This is a genomic window from Pseudomonas sp. UTLPPB19802 (assembly GCF_059730225.1).
In genome coordinates, this window is record NZ_AP048545.1 from 1,631,403 (window position 1) to 1,645,512 (window position 14,110).

Annotated in this window: 13 protein-coding genes and 1 other RNA gene; 6 read left to right on the top strand and 8 right to left on the bottom strand. The window is 60.9% G+C overall.

Annotated features, from left to right (window positions below; translation table 11 throughout):
• Window positions 1-15: 15 nt before the first annotated feature.
• The 6 genes from AC6I6U_RS07390 to AC6I6U_RS07415 all read right to left on the bottom strand — a co-directional run bounded on the left by AC6I6U_RS07390 (window position 16) and on the right by AC6I6U_RS07415 (window position 5,773).
• On the bottom strand, window positions 16-1,251 hold the full coding sequence (locus AC6I6U_RS07390) for an MFS transporter (protein WP_497881333.1): 1,236 nt from the start codon (window positions 1,249-1,251) through the stop codon (window positions 16-18).
• Window positions 1,252-1,327: 76 nt separating this feature from the next.
• Window positions 1,328-2,362, bottom strand: a complete 1,035-nt coding sequence (locus AC6I6U_RS07395; RefSeq protein WP_497881334.1) for a cyclase family protein — start codon at window positions 2,360-2,362, stop codon at window positions 1,328-1,330.
• 79 nt (window positions 2,363-2,441) lie between these two features.
• Complete coding sequence (locus AC6I6U_RS07400) at window positions 2,442-3,086, bottom strand: glutathione S-transferase family protein (protein ID WP_497881335.1); 645 nt, start codon at window positions 3,084-3,086, stop codon at window positions 2,442-2,444.
• A 52-nt stretch (window positions 3,087-3,138) separates the two neighbouring features.
• Window positions 3,139-3,357, bottom strand: coding sequence for a tautomerase family protein (locus tag AC6I6U_RS07405; protein WP_497881336.1), 219 nt, complete (start codon window positions 3,355-3,357; stop codon window positions 3,139-3,141).
• Window positions 3,345-4,622, bottom strand: coding sequence for a pyridoxal phosphate-dependent aminotransferase (locus tag AC6I6U_RS07410; RefSeq protein ID WP_497881337.1), 1,278 nt, complete (start codon window positions 4,620-4,622; stop codon window positions 3,345-3,347). The genes AC6I6U_RS07405 and AC6I6U_RS07410 overlap by 13 nt, the downstream gene beginning before the upstream one ends.
• 20 nt (window positions 4,623-4,642) lie before the next feature.
• On the bottom strand, window positions 4,643-5,773 hold the full coding sequence (locus AC6I6U_RS07415; protein WP_497881338.1) for an iron-containing redox enzyme family protein: 1,131 nt from the start codon (window positions 5,771-5,773) through the stop codon (window positions 4,643-4,645).
• Window positions 5,774-6,132: 359 nt separating this feature from the next.
• On the opposite strand from AC6I6U_RS07415, the gene AC6I6U_RS07420 reads away from it, so the two are divergent.
• From AC6I6U_RS07420 to AC6I6U_RS07445, 6 genes are all read left to right on the top strand, one after another.
• Window positions 6,133-7,035 (top strand): LysR family transcriptional regulator, encoded by a 903-nt coding sequence (locus AC6I6U_RS07420; protein WP_497881339.1) that lies wholly within the window; start codon window positions 6,133-6,135, stop codon window positions 7,033-7,035.
• Window positions 7,036-7,138: 103 nt separating this feature from the next.
• On the top strand, window positions 7,139-8,566 hold the full coding sequence (gene leuC / locus AC6I6U_RS07425) for a 3-isopropylmalate dehydratase large subunit (protein WP_497881340.1): 1,428 nt from the start codon (window positions 7,139-7,141) through the stop codon (window positions 8,564-8,566).
• 17 nt (window positions 8,567-8,583) lie between these two features.
• Window positions 8,584-9,231, top strand: a complete 648-nt coding sequence (leuD, locus tag AC6I6U_RS07430; RefSeq protein WP_497881341.1) for a 3-isopropylmalate dehydratase small subunit — start codon at window positions 8,584-8,586, stop codon at window positions 9,229-9,231.
• A 169-nt stretch (window positions 9,232-9,400) separates the two neighbouring features.
• Window positions 9,401-10,390, top strand: coding sequence for a LysR family transcriptional regulator (locus AC6I6U_RS07435; protein WP_497881342.1), 990 nt, complete (start codon window positions 9,401-9,403; stop codon window positions 10,388-10,390).
• A 15-nt stretch (window positions 10,391-10,405) separates the two neighbouring features.
• Window positions 10,406-11,809 carry a BufA1 family periplasmic bufferin-type metallophore gene (bufA1, locus tag AC6I6U_RS07440; protein ID WP_497881343.1) on the top strand — a complete coding sequence of 468 codons (1,404 nt, stop codon included), beginning with the start codon at window positions 10,406-10,408 and terminating at the stop codon, window positions 11,807-11,809.
• Window positions 11,810-11,889: 80 nt separating this feature from the next.
• A complete protein-coding gene (locus tag AC6I6U_RS07445; RefSeq protein ID WP_497881344.1) occupies window positions 11,890-13,239 on the top strand; it encodes an MFS transporter in 1,350 nt (449 codons plus the stop codon).
• A gap of 64 nt (window positions 13,240-13,303) precedes the next feature.
• On the opposite strand, the gene ssrA is transcribed toward AC6I6U_RS07445, so the two are convergent.
• Both ssrA and AC6I6U_RS07455 read right to left on the bottom strand, forming a co-directional pair.
• Window positions 13,304-13,692, bottom strand: a transfer-messenger RNA (tmRNA) gene (gene ssrA / locus AC6I6U_RS07450).
• Window positions 13,693-13,778: 86 nt separating this feature from the next.
• Window positions 13,779-14,057, bottom strand: a complete 279-nt coding sequence (locus AC6I6U_RS07455; RefSeq protein ID WP_497881345.1) for a PA2433 domain-containing protein — start codon at window positions 14,055-14,057, stop codon at window positions 13,779-13,781.
• Between the last annotated feature and the right edge of the window lie 53 nt (window positions 14,058-14,110).

Genomic DNA, 14,110 nt, shown 5'->3' on the forward strand with positions numbered 1-14,110 from the left:
GCGCTGCTGTCCTGGTCAGACGTCGATCGGCGACTGTTCTCCAAGGGGCTTGCGCCGTTGTTGCAGGTTCAACCGGCCGATCCACAGGGCGCAGCCCAGCAGCAGCACGCAGGTGGCGATGAACACCGCGCGAATCCCGATGTGGCCGGCAAAGAAGCCGCCGGCGACCGGCCCCAGCACTTGTCCGGCGTATTGTGCGGAGGTTGAATAGCCGAGCATGCGCCCGACCGAGCGATCGTCGACATTGTGCCGGATCAGCGAGGTCAGGCAGGGCAGCAGGCCACCGAGCGCCAGGCCCATGCAGAAACGCAGGGCGATCAGTTGCCAGATGTCGCTGACAAAGGCCTGTGGAATCAGCAGCAGGCCGGCCAGCGCGAGGCTGGCGGTGACCACCTTCAGGCCGCCGATGCGGTCGGCGATCTTGCCCAGGCGCGGTGCCGACAGGATGCTGCCCAGCGCGGCGGCGGACATGGTCAAGCCGGCGTAGAAGGTCACGCTGCCGGCGGCATCCAGCAATTGCTGGACGTAGACGGTGATGATCGGCTCGATCGACATGTTGGCGATCATCAGCAAACACGCCGTGGCGAGCATCGAGAACACCACGGTGCGCTGGGTATCGGTCATGCCGACGTCGGGCGCGGGTTTGGCCGCGGCATTCGTCTTGTCGGCAGGTACGCGTTTTTCTTCGCGCACGAACAGGCAGGTGGCCAGGAAGTTCAGGAAAATGCAGGCGCTGGCGAGGAAGAAAATGCTGCGGATGTCCAGCAGTGCCGGCAGCACGCCGCCAATCAACGGGCCGACCAGGCTCCCGGCCATGATCCCCGAGGCTAGCGTGCCCAGCGCCCAGGCCGAGCGATCCTTGGGCGTTTGCGCGGCCACGATGACGTAGGAGCCCGAGGTGTAGCCGCCCGCCAGCCCGACCAGCAGCCGCAGCAGAACCAGTTGCCAGACGTTTTGCGCCAGGCCGATCAGCGCCATGCTCACGACCATGCCCAGGCTGGCGCGAATCAGGTTCTGCTTGCTGCCATAGCGGTCAGCCAGGCGGCCCCACAGTGGGGCGACCAGTGCCGCGGAAAGAAACGTGGCGCCGTAGGCGATGCCCGACCACTGGACGATTTGCGCATGGCCTTCGACCCCCAACTGCTCGATGTAGATCGGCAGGAAAGGCAACAGCAACGTCATGACAACGATATTGATGAACGAGCCGAAAAAGCAGATGGCCAGGTTACGTTGCCAGTACACGTTACTCATGTGATGAATCCCTGTAGAAATGATCGAGCGCATGGGCGTTCCAGGCGCCCTGTCGATGCGCTCGCAGGCGCGGGTATCAGACCGTGGCCACCGGGGTGACCGGCGAAGCCACTGCTCCGGTCAGGCGCAGGGGCGGTGCGGTCAACAGGAAACGGCTGCGACCGTTTTCCTGGAGCCATTGCGCCAGAGGCGTCAGGTACCAGAGTTCGCCCAGGTGAATGCCCAGTTTGAACAGGCACAACTCGTGCAGCGGCAGAATCGGGTAGTGCGGCAAGTCGAGCTTCTCGGACGGGAAAGCCTCTACCGCATGGTTATCCGCCGCAATCGCACTGATTTGCGCTTCGTCGATCCAGCGTAGCAAGGCTTCGTCGCGACCGTTGAGGTCGACGCACGAGTGTTCGAGCAGATGCACGTCCGGATCCCCCTGCATATCCACCAGCATCTGCGCGAAGCCGGTATGGAACAGCACGATGTCGCCGGGCTCGACCACTATATTGTCGGCTTCCATGACCTGACAAATGTCGGCGTAGCCGACGCGGCGTTTTTCCCGGCCGAAATGCTTGTGCAGGTCGATCAGTACCCCGCGGCCCTGCAGGCCGCTGGCGGCCATGTGCTCGACCCCGAGATACCTGGCCGGTGCCGCCGGGAAATCGCCATGGGCATCGGGTTCACGGACGATTTCGCCAAACACGTCCTGCTCGGCGCGAAAACCATTGTAGAAGCAGCTTTGCAGGCGTCCGTCGCCGTCGATGTCGAACAGGCTGCCGACCTGGGCGAGGCTGTCCCACTGGGTCGAATACTGGGTGTGCAGGGTCACGGTGTGGTCGCACAGCACATCCGATAGGTGCGGATCATCCTGGCGCAGTTGGTAGTCGATGTTCGAACGGTTGTTGCGCAGCACCGGCTTGAGCACCGGTGGCTGGCGGCGCGAGTTCCACTTCGAGCCCCCTGGCAGGTCCAGTGGCAGGCTCAGGCAGAACGACTTGCCGGCTCGGACCTCGGCGGCGCCCTGGCGGATTTTTTCCGGGGTCAGCAGGTTCAGCCGTCCGAGTTGATCATCGGGACCGAAGTCTCCCCAGTTCGAACCCGCCGGGCGTTGCTTGTAGCGCATGTTGTTCCTCCACTCAGACCAGAGGGCAGCCCGCAGGCTGCCCGTTTCAACTCAAATGCACAGCGTGTGCTGGTTCGACTCAGTTGTGCTCGGTCGGGTCCGGCTCGGGCGGCAGCACGGCAAAGCGCTTGAAGCCCGGACGCTGGCTGATGCGCTGGTACCAGGCATCCAGGTGCGGAGTGACGGGCTTGTTGTCGAGTTCGAAGGTTTCGTAGGTTTGCGCCAGGACACCGAGGGCGATGTCGGCGATGGTGAAGTTTTCACCGGTGATGAATTGCTTGCCGGCCAGGTATTCGTCGGCGATGGTCCAGTTCTTCGCCAGGCGGGTCGACTGGATGCGCACGGCATTCATGTCGCGACGCTCGGGGGCGGTGCGGATCAGCGAGGTGAACAGCGGCACGATGTCCGGCCACAGGGCGCCGACGGACCAGTCCAGCCAGCGGTTGCAGTCCGCATGCAGCTTCGGTTCGGACGGATACAGGCTCGGCGGGCCGTAGCGCAGCGCCAGGTAGCGCATGATCGCGTTGGACTCCCACAGCACGAACTCATCGTCGACCAGGGTCGGTACCAGGCCATTGCGGTTGAGGCGCAGGTATTCCTCTTCGTTGGTGCGGCCATACTGGCGGCCGGCATCGATTCGTTCGAAATCCAGCTTCAGGTCTTCCAGGCACCACAGCACCTTCTTGACGCACAAACCACGTTCTCTACCCCAAACTGTCAACATGATCATCCCTCATACGATTTAATTGGATGGGTACTGCTTGTGTGGATCGGCCTTACTCGGCCGGCTTTTTCATGAACGTTTCGCGATACTCCGGCACCTGCAGGCCTGCCATGCCCCAGTTGTCGACAGAGACTTCGTCGATCACCACCGTGGTGCTGCGCGGGTTTTTCTTGAGCACGCGTTCGAGTACCGCCGTGACTTCTGCGATCAACTCGCGTTTCTGCTCGCGGGTAACGCCTTCATCGGTGATCTTGATATTTACGTAAGGCATGCAACGCTCCTCGGGTTGGCGGCGGCGAGGCTCGGCACCAGGCCGCGCTTCGCCAGTTCTGTCTGTAAACCGCGCGCCAGCCGTTCCATGGCCCGGCGCACCAGTTCGGGTTTCTGGGCGAAACACACCCGGATGAAGCCTTCGCCCGCCGGGCCGAACGCGCTGCCCGGGGCGATGGCGACCCCATGCTGCTGCACCAGCGCCATGGCGAGGCTCAGGCTGTCGCTGACGCCCTCCAGTTGGATGAACGCATACAAGGCAGCGTCCGGCTGGTGGTAGCGGATGCCCGGGACACCGGCCAGGGCCTCGGTCACGATCGCCCGCCCGGCGAGGCAGTAGCCGCGGAAATCGTCCACGAACGCCCGATCCTGCAAGGCTGCCAGCGCCGCCATCTGGACGAAGGGGGCGACCCCGGAATGGGTCAATTCGATCAGTTCGCCGAGCTTGTCCCGTTGGCCCTGCGGTACCACCAGCCAGCCCACGCGATAGCCGGTCATGGCCCAGGCTTTACTGAAGCTGTTGCACACCACCAGGCGATCCTCGGCCGTGGCGATGTCGAGCATCGACGGCGCTGCCCGCCGACCGTCGTAGGTCAGGCGCGAATAGACTTCATCGCTGACGATCCATACCCCGTGGCGGCGGCACAGTTGCAGGATCGCTTGCATCTGCTGCGCACTGGCAGTCCAGCCCGTGGGGTTGTTGGGCGAGTTGAGGAACAGCACGCGACTGCCCGGCAACGCCGCTTCCAGGGTCTCCAGGTTCAGACTGAACCCCTGGTCGTCGAGCTCCAGCGGTACCTCGCGCACGTTCACACCCTTGAGTGCCGCGAGGTTGCCCGGGTTGGGCCATGCCGGTGAAATCAGCACCGCCGTGTCGCCCTCGCGTAGCAGGGCGGCGAAGGCGACGTTGATCGCGGCCATGCCGGAAGCGGTCACGGCGATCCGGTCTTCACTGACGGGCACCTGGTGCAGGTCGCTCAAGTAGTCGGCGAGCCCCTGGCGCAGGGCCGGCACACCACGAATGTCCGGGTAGCGTGTGAGCCCGGCATCGAGCGCCTGCTTGAGCGCCGTTTGCGCCGAGACGGGGCTGGGATGATCGCTTTCGCCGAAACACAGGAAGTCCACGTCGCCCAGGCGAAACGCCTCTCGGGCCACGCCGACCAGTTGCGAGCCGGCAATGTGATCGAGGTCGAACGTTGCCAGGTGTTCGAACGCATCGAGCACCGAGTCGGGCAGCGGTTTTTTGCTACTGTTCAAGGAAGTCACGGACGTATTCCTCAGCCGGCTCAGGCAATCGAAAGAACGTTCTGTGGCTCGAGCAGCCGATCCTGCTGCTGCAGGTGACCGAGCAGGGCATCGAGGAAGGTGTTCGACGAATTGAGGCGGATCAGTGCGCCGTAGAGGATCTCCTTGATGACACGCGGATCTTCTTCCACCGCCGGTTGGATGACGTTGTCGAACCAGCCTTTGCCGTGAATCGCGTCGATACGGATATGCAGGTCGTGGTAGGCCAGGCCGAACTCCGGCAGCCCCAGGCGGCGCCAACCGGCCACCAGTTTCTTGAAGCGGCGCGGGGCGAGGTACTCGGTCACACCGAAATAGCCGATGGCCTTGTAGTGATGCCGCGGGCTCAGGGCCAGGCAGGCAGACAGGTTGCCGCACACCCGTGCTTCGGGAAGCAGCGCGTTGTCGATGTAGGCGGCATCGACATTCGCCGCTTTCAGGGCTTTGCTGAACAGCCGGGTGTGCACCTCTTGTTCGTCCCCATTGCCCATTTCGTCGAAATAGTTCTTGGCGATTTCCATTTTTTCGACGCCGACAGTGCCCACTTGCATCAGCGCGAGAATGTCGTCGAAGCGTGGATCCAGAGTGGTTTCCTGGGCAAGGAAAGTTCTGAAGCCTTCAACACTTGCCGTGTCGCGAAGGTAGTTCTGGAAAAACGGATGCGCGCCTGCCGGATGTTGCGAGATAAGTTGCTTGAACCAACTTACAAAGCCAGCTCCACTGGTTGGCATTTCATCGAAGATGTTCGCGGGAATACTGTCGATTTCATTTTGCAGAATGGCCGGTTCAAGTACCGTGGTGATATCCGCGAATACGCAGGAAACATCGGTGTCGACGGTTTCTATTGCCGGTACCGAGAAGCGGTAGTCATAGATGACGGCCAGTACCCGATGCAGTTCCTCACGCGACTCCTGCTGGCCTGCAGCGCACAGACGGCGCAGGCGCAGGCACTCTTCAAGGACTTTTTGGCGCAGCTCACCGTTGAGCGCGTACAGCTGCGAACCACTGTTTCCCTGCTTGCAATAGTTGGTGATGAATGAAAGCAAATTGAAGTTTTGCGTTTGCATCGTGCACTCCTTCGGACGAATTAAACAACGTTCACGGGAAAATAGTGACTCGCAAAAACACTGCACTGGCGGAGTCGCGGGTGGCTCTCTTAGTACAAGTAGTTAGGGCGCTATTCAGTTGTGTTCTATGGTCAGTGCGGGTGCGCTGAAAATCAATTCTCGAATTTTCTACAGCCTTCAACTTATCGAGAACGATCCGCTTGGTTTGATGCCACTTATTGCTCTGAGAGGTGCGGCGCAAAGCGATTTTCTTGAGCCTGCACACGCTTGGCTGGCACTTCCAATGGCCTTGAAAAGCGTGTATTCCGTACAGCAAATCGCACTTCGGGATCTGAGGAAGTGGCGGTTTAATAGCATCTAATAAGAATTGTTCGTGTTTGTGTGATGTGTCTGGAGTTGAGAGTCTGTTGTGTCCAGGGGGGGCCATGAATCACTTAGTCAGAAAACTGGATTTCACTTCGTTGCGCTTGTTCGTGACGGTTTGCCAGGAGAAAAATATCGCTCGCGCCGCCGAGCGCGAGTGCATCACGCCATCGGCCGTCAGCCGGCGCATCGCCGAGATCGAGGCGATTGTCGGCCTGCCGATCATTCATCGGGAATCGCGTGGTATTTCGGTAACACCGGTCGGTGAAATGATCATTCGCCACGCCAAGGCGATGATCGCCAGCCTGGAAAGCCTCAACGCCGAACTCTCGCAGTTCACTTCGGGCGCCAAGGGCAGTGTGCAGATCGCCGCGAACCTGTCGGCCATTGTCCAGTTTCTTCCGGAAGACCTGGCGGCGTTCAAGCGCCTGTTTCCGGAAGTGGAAATCCTCGTCGATGAAAACAGCAGCGCCAACGTGGTGCGCAGTGTGACGGAGGGCTCTGCGGAGATCGGCATCTGCAATGCCAATTACGGCACCGGCGAACTGGAGTTTTTGCCCTACCGCACCGATCGCCTGGTGCTGATCGTCCCGCGCGGTCACCACCTGGCGGAAGCCAGCTCGGTGACGTTCACTGATATCGCCCACGAAAGCTTCGTCGGTTTGTCCGAGGAAACCTCGTTGATGACGTTGCTGGCGCAGCGCGCCCGGGATATCGGCGGGGAACTGGACGTGAAGATCCGCGTGCGCAGTCTCGATGTGTTGTGTCGGATGGTGCACGTCAAACTCGGGGTCGCCGTGGTTCCGCAACTGGTGGCCGAGTTGAATGTGAATGCGCTCGACCTGCGCGTGGTGCCCATTGTCGAACCGTGGTCGATCCGCAAACTGGTGGTGGTGTTTCGTCATCGTGATCGCCTTACTGCCACCGCTGCGGCGCTGGTCAACTACCTCACCAACAAACACTGAGTCCTGTCACTCGCCAATCGGCACGTTAGCCATCTCGACATGTCACGTCTGGGATTGGATCCGAATAGTAATATTTGGAAATATCTCCGACGGGACTTGTCTCATGACCACCGCCACGCCAGCCAAAACCCTGTACGAAAAACTCTGGGATGCGCATGCCGTTGCTACCGATGAAGACGGTACTACGCTGCTCTACATCGATCGCCACCTGATCAATGAAGTCTCCAGCCCACAGGCTTTCGAAGGGCTGAAGCTGAGCCAGCGCACGCCGTGGCGAGTGGCTTCGAACCTTGCCGTCGCCGATCACAACGTGCCGACCAGCGATCGTGCCGGCGGCAAGATCCGTGATCCGTTCTCGCGGATGCAGGTGCAGACACTGGACGCCAATGCGCAGACCTATGGCTTCACCTACTTCGGGATGAACGATGCCCGTCAGGGTATCGAACATGTGATCGGACCGGAACAAGGCGCGACGCTGCCCGGCATGACGGTGGTGTGTGGCGATTCGCACACCTCGACCCACGGCGCTTTCGCTTGTCTGGCCCATGGCATCGGGACTTCGGAAGTCGAGCATGTACTGGTCACCCAGACCCTGCTGACGAAGAAAATGAAGTCGATGAAGGTCCAGGTCGATGGCCCGTTGCCGCCCGGCGTGACGGCCAAGGACATTGTCCTGGCAATCATCGGCAAGATCGGTACCGCTGGCGGCACGGGCTGTGCGATCGAGTACGCCGGTTCGACCATCGAAGCGCTGTCGATGGAGGGACGCATGACCATCTGCAACATGTCCATCGAGGCGGGCGCGCGGGCCGGGCTGATCGCTTTCGACGACACCACGCTGGCCTACGTCAAGGGCCGGCCGCTTGCGCCGACCGGCGCTCACTGGGATCAGGCGGTCGAATACTGGCGGACCCTGCATTCGGATGCGGGTGCGCAGTTTCACGAAGTGGTGACTCTGGATGCGACAACCATTCAACCGCAAGTGACATGGGGGACTTCGCCGGAGATGGTCGCGCCGGTCGGGGGGCGTGTGCCTGACCCAAGCCAGGAAGCAGACCCGGTCAAGCGTGACGGCATGGTCAAGGCGCTCGCCTACATGGGGTTGCAAGCCGGCACGGCGATCGAGGATATCGTCCTCGACAAGGTGTTCATCGGCTCCTGCACCAACTCGCGAATCGAGGATCTGCGCGCCGCCGCCGAGGTCGTGCGCGGGCATTCGCTGGCGGCCAACATCAAGCTGGCGATGGTGGTGCCCGGCTCCGGGCTGGTCAAGAGCCAGGCGGAACTGGAGGGGCTGGACCAGGTATTCATCAGCGCCGGATTCCAATGGCGCGAACCCGGCTGCTCGATGTGCATGGCGATGAATGACGATCGCCTGAGCAACGGCGAGCGTTGTGCCTCGACCTCCAATCGCAACTTCGAAGGGCGCCAGGGGCCAGGCGGACGAACGCATCTGGTCAGCCCGGCGATGGCGGCGGCGGCGGCAATCGCCGGCCGTTTCGTCGACATCCGTACGCTTCAACACCCATAACTATAAAGGAAATGACTGTGACGCCATTGATCCAACATCGCGGCCTGGTTGTACCTTTCGACCGCGTCAACGTCGACACCGATGCGATCATTCCCAAGCAGTTCCTCAAGTCGATCCGCCGTACGGGCTTCGGCCAGAATCTGTTCGACGAGTGGCGCTACCTCGATCATGGCGAGCCCGGCCAGGACTGTGAGCAGCGGCCACTGAACCCGGAGTTCATCCTCAACCAGCCACGTTACCAGGGCGCGTCGATCCTGCTAACGCGGGCCAACTTCGGCTGTGGCTCGTCGCGCGAACATGCGCCGTGGGCTCTTGAGCAGTATGGGTTTCGGGTGATGATCGCGCCGAGCTTTGCCGACATCTTCTTCCATAACAGCTTCAAGAATGGGCTGTTGCCGATTGTGCTGGAGGACGCGCAGATTGATCGGTTGTTCGCTGCGGCAACGCAGGCCGAACCGCTGCATTTGACCATCGACCTTGAGCAGCAGCGCATTGCGAGCGAGGCACACGGCATTGCCATCGAGTTCGAGATCGATCCGTTTCGCAAATTCTGCCTGCTCAATGGACTCGACGACATTGCCCTGACTCTGCAGCGCGAAGCGCAGATTCGAGACTTCGAGCACAACCATCTCCAACGCTATCCATGGCTACTCAACACGTTGTAAAGCGACAGCACTGACCGCGTTAACGTGGGGGATCGGTACCGGGCATCCGGCCCGACTCCCCAGGGCATCGAAATGACCTGCACGGCGCCGCGCTGCAAGCGGCTACCGGGGGAAAGGAATGGATACCCGTTGCGCGCCCTGGCGCGCACAGGTTTAACGGAGTGAGTAGATGTATCCAATCAGTTTGTTACACCACCTGGACCTGACCACGCTGAAGCTGTTGTTGTCGATCAGCGAGGAAGGCAACCTGACCCGCGGTGCACGACGAGAGTCCATCGCTATTTCGGCGGCGAGCAAACGATTGCTTGGCCTGGAGCAAGCCATCGGCCTGCCGTTGTTCATCCGCAAGTCCCAGGGCATGACGCTCACCTCCGCCGGTGAAACCTTGCTCGACCATGCCCGGCAGATGTTGCAGGGCGCGCAACGGATCCACGCTGACCTGATGGAGCATGCGCGCCAGGCGCAGGATTGTGTCAAGGTCGCGGCCAACCCATCGTCCATCGCCCAGTTCGTGCCCGACGACGTCAGTCACTTTCTTAACGCCCACAAGCGGATTTGCATCGACCTGCGGGAAGATTCCAGCCTCAATGTGCTGCAGGCCGTGGAGGCGGGCAAGGTCGATATCGGGGTGTATGCGGACAACGGCATGTCGCACGACCTGTATTGCGAGCCCTACCGCGAGGATCGCCTGGTCATGGTGGTGCATCACCAGCATCCGCTGGCGAAACGCGGCCAGATTCGCTTCGAAGAGTCGTTGGATTGCCATCACATCGGATTGCACGGCAACAACTGGATTGTCAGTCATGTGCTGAAAAATTCGCAGGAAGCCGGCAAACCGTTGCACATTCAAACCCAGGTGCCGAGTTTTGAAGTGCTATGCCGCATGGTTCATGCCGGCGTGGGTGTCGGGTTGATTCCCTATCAGGTGTTCAAAAGCCTCGGGCCGCTGAAGGGGCTGGTTGCCCTCGACTTGTGTGAAGAGTGGACCAGGCGACATTTGAAGGTGGTCGTGCGCGATCCGCGGCAGTTGTCGCCGGCGGCCAACAAACTGTTCAAACACCTGACCCAGGCCAATGACCATCACCCCACCGCCGTGTGGTTCGCCCGCGCCGGCGAGCGGGTGCCGGGTTGCAGTCCACATCAATTGTTCATTTCCTGAGTCCGGGCCTTCGCGATGAATCTCAAAGATCTTCTGCTGGCCTCGGCCTTGGCCTCCATCGGCACAACGGTCGCGGACGAGGCGGCTGCCGCGCAGAAACCCGCCGACAACGAAGTATGTTACGGCGTGGCCAAGGCTGGCCACAACGACTGTGCCGACACTCACTGTTTTCACTCCTGCTCGGGCATGAGCAGTGTCGATAATGACCCGGGCGAGTGGACCATGGTGCCCAAGGGTACCTGCGTGCAGTCAGGCGGAACGGTTGCCGCCCAGCCGCAGGCCTGCTCGGCGCACACGGCAGCGTTGTCCGCGGCGGCCGATCTGCAGGCGGGTGCCAGGCTCTATGCCGAGGGTGATCAGGCGCGCGCGATTCCGGCCTGCACGGCGTGCCATGGCGCGGCCGGCGAATCGCAAAACAGCGCATTTCCGAAACTGTCGGGGCAGTTCGCCAGCTATCTGGACAGCCAGTTGCGCGCCTTTCGTGACGGTACCCGAGCTTCGCCGATCATGGGCGTTGCGGCCAAGTCCTTGACTGACGGGGACGTGGCGAACATCGCGCGATTTCTCGAGTCACGCCAGCCGGTCAGCGTGGCGAACCAGCTCCGGGGGCAAGACCTGGTGGCCGTGCTGAGCCAGGCGAAGCTGCGGCCCGATGATCCGTTCAGCGATTGCCAGGACGGTTGCCCGCCCCTGATGCCGATCCCGGCAGGTGATTTCGCCATGGGGTCGCCGCCGGGCGAGGCCCAGCGCTTCGGTAACGAGCAACAGCATCCGGTGAACATTGCCAAGCCGTTCGCCATGGCCGTCACCCCGGTCACGTTCGAGCAGTGGGATGCCTGTGCAAGCGATGGCGGTTGCAATGGCTACAAGCCTGGCGACGAAGGCTGGGGGCGGGGGACGCGGCCGGTGATCAACGTCAATCTCGACGATGCCCGTGCGTACATCCAGTGGCTTTCGAACAAGACCGGCCATCATTACTCTCTGCCCAGCGAGGCGCAATGGGAGTACGCCGCGCGGGCGGGCACCACCACGGCGCGCTGGTGGGGCGACTCGGCCGATCGCAGCCACGCCAACTATGGCCCGGACGATTGTCCGGCACAGATTCGTTGCGGTGGGTTCGTGGCGGGGCAGGATCAGTGGTTGAACACGGCACCTGTCGGCAGTTTTGCCGCGAACGATTTTGGCCTGTTCGACATGCTGGGCAACGTCTGGCAGTGGACTGATGACTGCTGGCACCGCGACTACCATTCTGCACCGCAGGACGGCAGCGCCTGGCATGAGTCGCAATGTACCCAGGGCGTCATCCGTGGTGGTGCCTGGGGCAATATTCCGGCATTCATCCGCTCGGCCAGTCGTGCCGGTTACAAGGTCGTCGGGCGGACCAGCAATATCGGCTTCAGGGTGGTACGTGAACTGTAGAACCTGTTGATGCTACGACCGGGGTGCGGTGCATATCCGGAACAGATGATCTCCAACAACTACAATTACGGAGAAATACCATGACGACTGCCATTCAGAGCGCTGTGGTGGGTAACGCCAGCGTCGATGAACTTCTGCTCTATCGGCGCATTGCCTGGCGCATTCTTCCGCTCACCATGGTGTGCTTCCTGTTTTCGTATTTCGACCGCATCAATATCAGTTTCGCCAAGACCCAGATGCAGGCCGAACTGGGGCTCTCGGATTCTGCCTACGGGTTCGCCGCGAGCATTTTCTTTCTGGGTTATGTGCTGTTTGAAGTGCCCAGCAGCTACGGGCTCAAGCGCTACGGCGCGCCGAGCTGGATTTGCCGCATCATGATTTCCTGGGGGCTGGCGACCGCCGCACTGGTGTTTGCCTACAACGAATATGCCTTGTACTTCCTGCGTTTCCTGATCGGAGTGATGGAGGCCGGGTTTGGCCCGGCGCTGTTGTTCTACCTGGCGTGCTGGTTTCCGAAAAAGAACCTGGCGAGCATGAACGGCATCTGGTTTCTCTCGATCCCGCTGGCCGGCGTGCTCGGCGCGCCGGTGTCGGGCCTGATTCTCGAATACCTGCATGGTTTTCTCGGGCTCGCCGGATGGCACTGGCTGTTCGTTTTGTCCGGGCTACCCTGTGCCGTGCTGGGGGTTGTCGTGCTGTACAAGCTCGATCGCGACATCCAGTCGGCCAGGTGGCTCTCCCAGGACGAAAAGGAGGTGTTGCAGCGCAACCTGGACAACGACAAGAAGGAGTCGCAGCCGATCCATGCCTCGCTGTTCAAGGTGATCTTCACCCGCCAGGTCGCGGTGCTGTCGGTGATCTATTTCATGATCAAGTTGACCGGCTATGGGCTGAACTTCTGGATGCCACACCTCATTGGCGCGGCGGGGATAAAAAGCGAACTGACGGTGGGGTTCCTGACGGCCCTGCCATACCTGGTGGCCTCGGTTGGCATGGTCGTCATCACCCGGCGCTCGGATGCATCCGGCGAGCGGCGCAAGTACCTGTGGATGTCGATGATGGTCGGTGCGGTCGGCTATTTCGCCGCGTGCTATTTCAATGAGCACTACATCCTGTTGACGGCGTTCCTGGTGTTGGCCACGGCCGGTATTTTCATCGCCATTCCGATCTTCTGGACGATTCCCCAGCAGGCGTTCAGTGGGCTGGCGATCGCCGGGGGCATTGCCGCGGTCAATACCGTCGGCCAGTTGAGTGGCATGGTCGCGCCGTTGCTGGTTGGCTACATCAATGACGTCAGCGGCAACACCTACATGGGCATGCTGGCGCTGGCTCCGTTCTGCGTGCTGTGTGCGGCGCTGATTCGCTGGGGCCTGCCGGATGATTCAAAAAGCGCGAGGCGGATCGCGAATGGCCGGGGCTCTCACGTGTGAGTGATCAAGGCCCTGGATTCCAGGCACAAAAAAAGACGTCCGGAGACGTCTTTTTTTGTTGAAGTGGTGGAGCCGGGGGGATTTGAACCCCCGTCCGCCAGTACTCCGCTGTCGGTCCTACATGCGTAGCCGTGTCTATTGAGTTAACCCTCAGCGACCCGACGGGCAGGGTGCTTTGGGCGAGTTGTGTAAGTTTTAGCCACTTCGTCCACAACGTACTACGCGGCGATTCTGTTCTATATGACAATCATTTCGGGTTTACAGACATCCCCTGATGATTGCTGGACCCGAAGGTACCAGGAGTGCATGTCAGCTGCAGTTAAGCAGCGAGAGCAGCACCGTATTGGTCGTCATTGGCAACTATAGAAGTTGCAACAGTGGATTTACGAGTTCTGTTACCAACTCGGCATGCACCTAGAGTTTCGCAACCGGCGTCGAATCCTAAACGGCCCCGAACCTGCTGTGCTTTCCAGCAGGCAATGCCAGTGTACGCCAATGTGGCTCGAAAGGCCATCCCAAAGCGTGGCGTGCGGTTTGGACTAGCCGCCTTTCTGGCTGTTCTGGATCTGCTGGATCGCGCGCTGGGTGATGGCGATGCAGTCCTTGGTGCCTTCGGCGGTGTTTTTCGCCTGGGCAGCCTGGGCCTGCTGGACGCTGTTGGCGATTTCGCCCTCAAGGTCTGCGGCGATGATGGTGGTCTTGGCGTTGTTGATGGTTTGCAGGTTGGTGGTGCACAGGTCTTTTTCGCCGTCGGCGAAGGCCGGAGCGGCAAGGAGTGCGGTGACAACGAACAGGCCTGGCAGTACGGAACGTTTCATGTAGATCTCCTTGAACCTGGGGTTCAGGCAGCGAGATTGCCGGATGGACAGAA

What these genes read in the sequence shown, in the direction of transcription:
- AC6I6U_RS07405 (WP_497881336.1), bottom strand. Translation starts at nt 3,357, where the DNA reads ATGCCTTACGTAAATATCAAGATCACCGATGAAGGCGTTACCCGCGAG.
- AC6I6U_RS07400 (WP_497881335.1), bottom strand. Translation starts at nt 3,086, where the DNA reads ATGTTGACAGTTTGGGGTAGAGAACGTGGTTTGTGCGTCAAGAAGGTG.
- AC6I6U_RS07390 (WP_497881333.1), bottom strand. Translation starts at nt 1,251, where the DNA reads ATGAGTAACGTGTACTGGCAACGTAACCTGGCCATCTGCTTTTTCGGC.
- AC6I6U_RS07395 (WP_497881334.1), bottom strand. Translation starts at nt 2,362, where the DNA reads ATGCGCTACAAGCAACGCCCGGCGGGTTCGAACTGGGGAGACTTCGGT.
- AC6I6U_RS07420 (WP_497881339.1), top strand. Translation starts at nt 6,133, where the DNA reads ATGAATCACTTAGTCAGAAAACTGGATTTCACTTCGTTGCGCTTGTTC.
- leuC (WP_497881340.1), top strand. Translation starts at nt 7,139, where the DNA reads ATGACCACCGCCACGCCAGCCAAAACCCTGTACGAAAAACTCTGGGAT.
- AC6I6U_RS07445 (WP_497881344.1), top strand. Translation starts at nt 11,890, where the DNA reads ATGACGACTGCCATTCAGAGCGCTGTGGTGGGTAACGCCAGCGTCGAT.
- AC6I6U_RS07435 (WP_497881342.1), top strand. Translation starts at nt 9,401, where the DNA reads ATGTATCCAATCAGTTTGTTACACCACCTGGACCTGACCACGCTGAAG.
- AC6I6U_RS07455 (WP_497881345.1), bottom strand. Translation starts at nt 14,057, where the DNA reads ATGAAACGTTCCGTACTGCCAGGCCTGTTCGTTGTCACCGCACTCCTT.
- bufA1 (WP_497881343.1), top strand. Translation starts at nt 10,406, where the DNA reads ATGAATCTCAAAGATCTTCTGCTGGCCTCGGCCTTGGCCTCCATCGGC.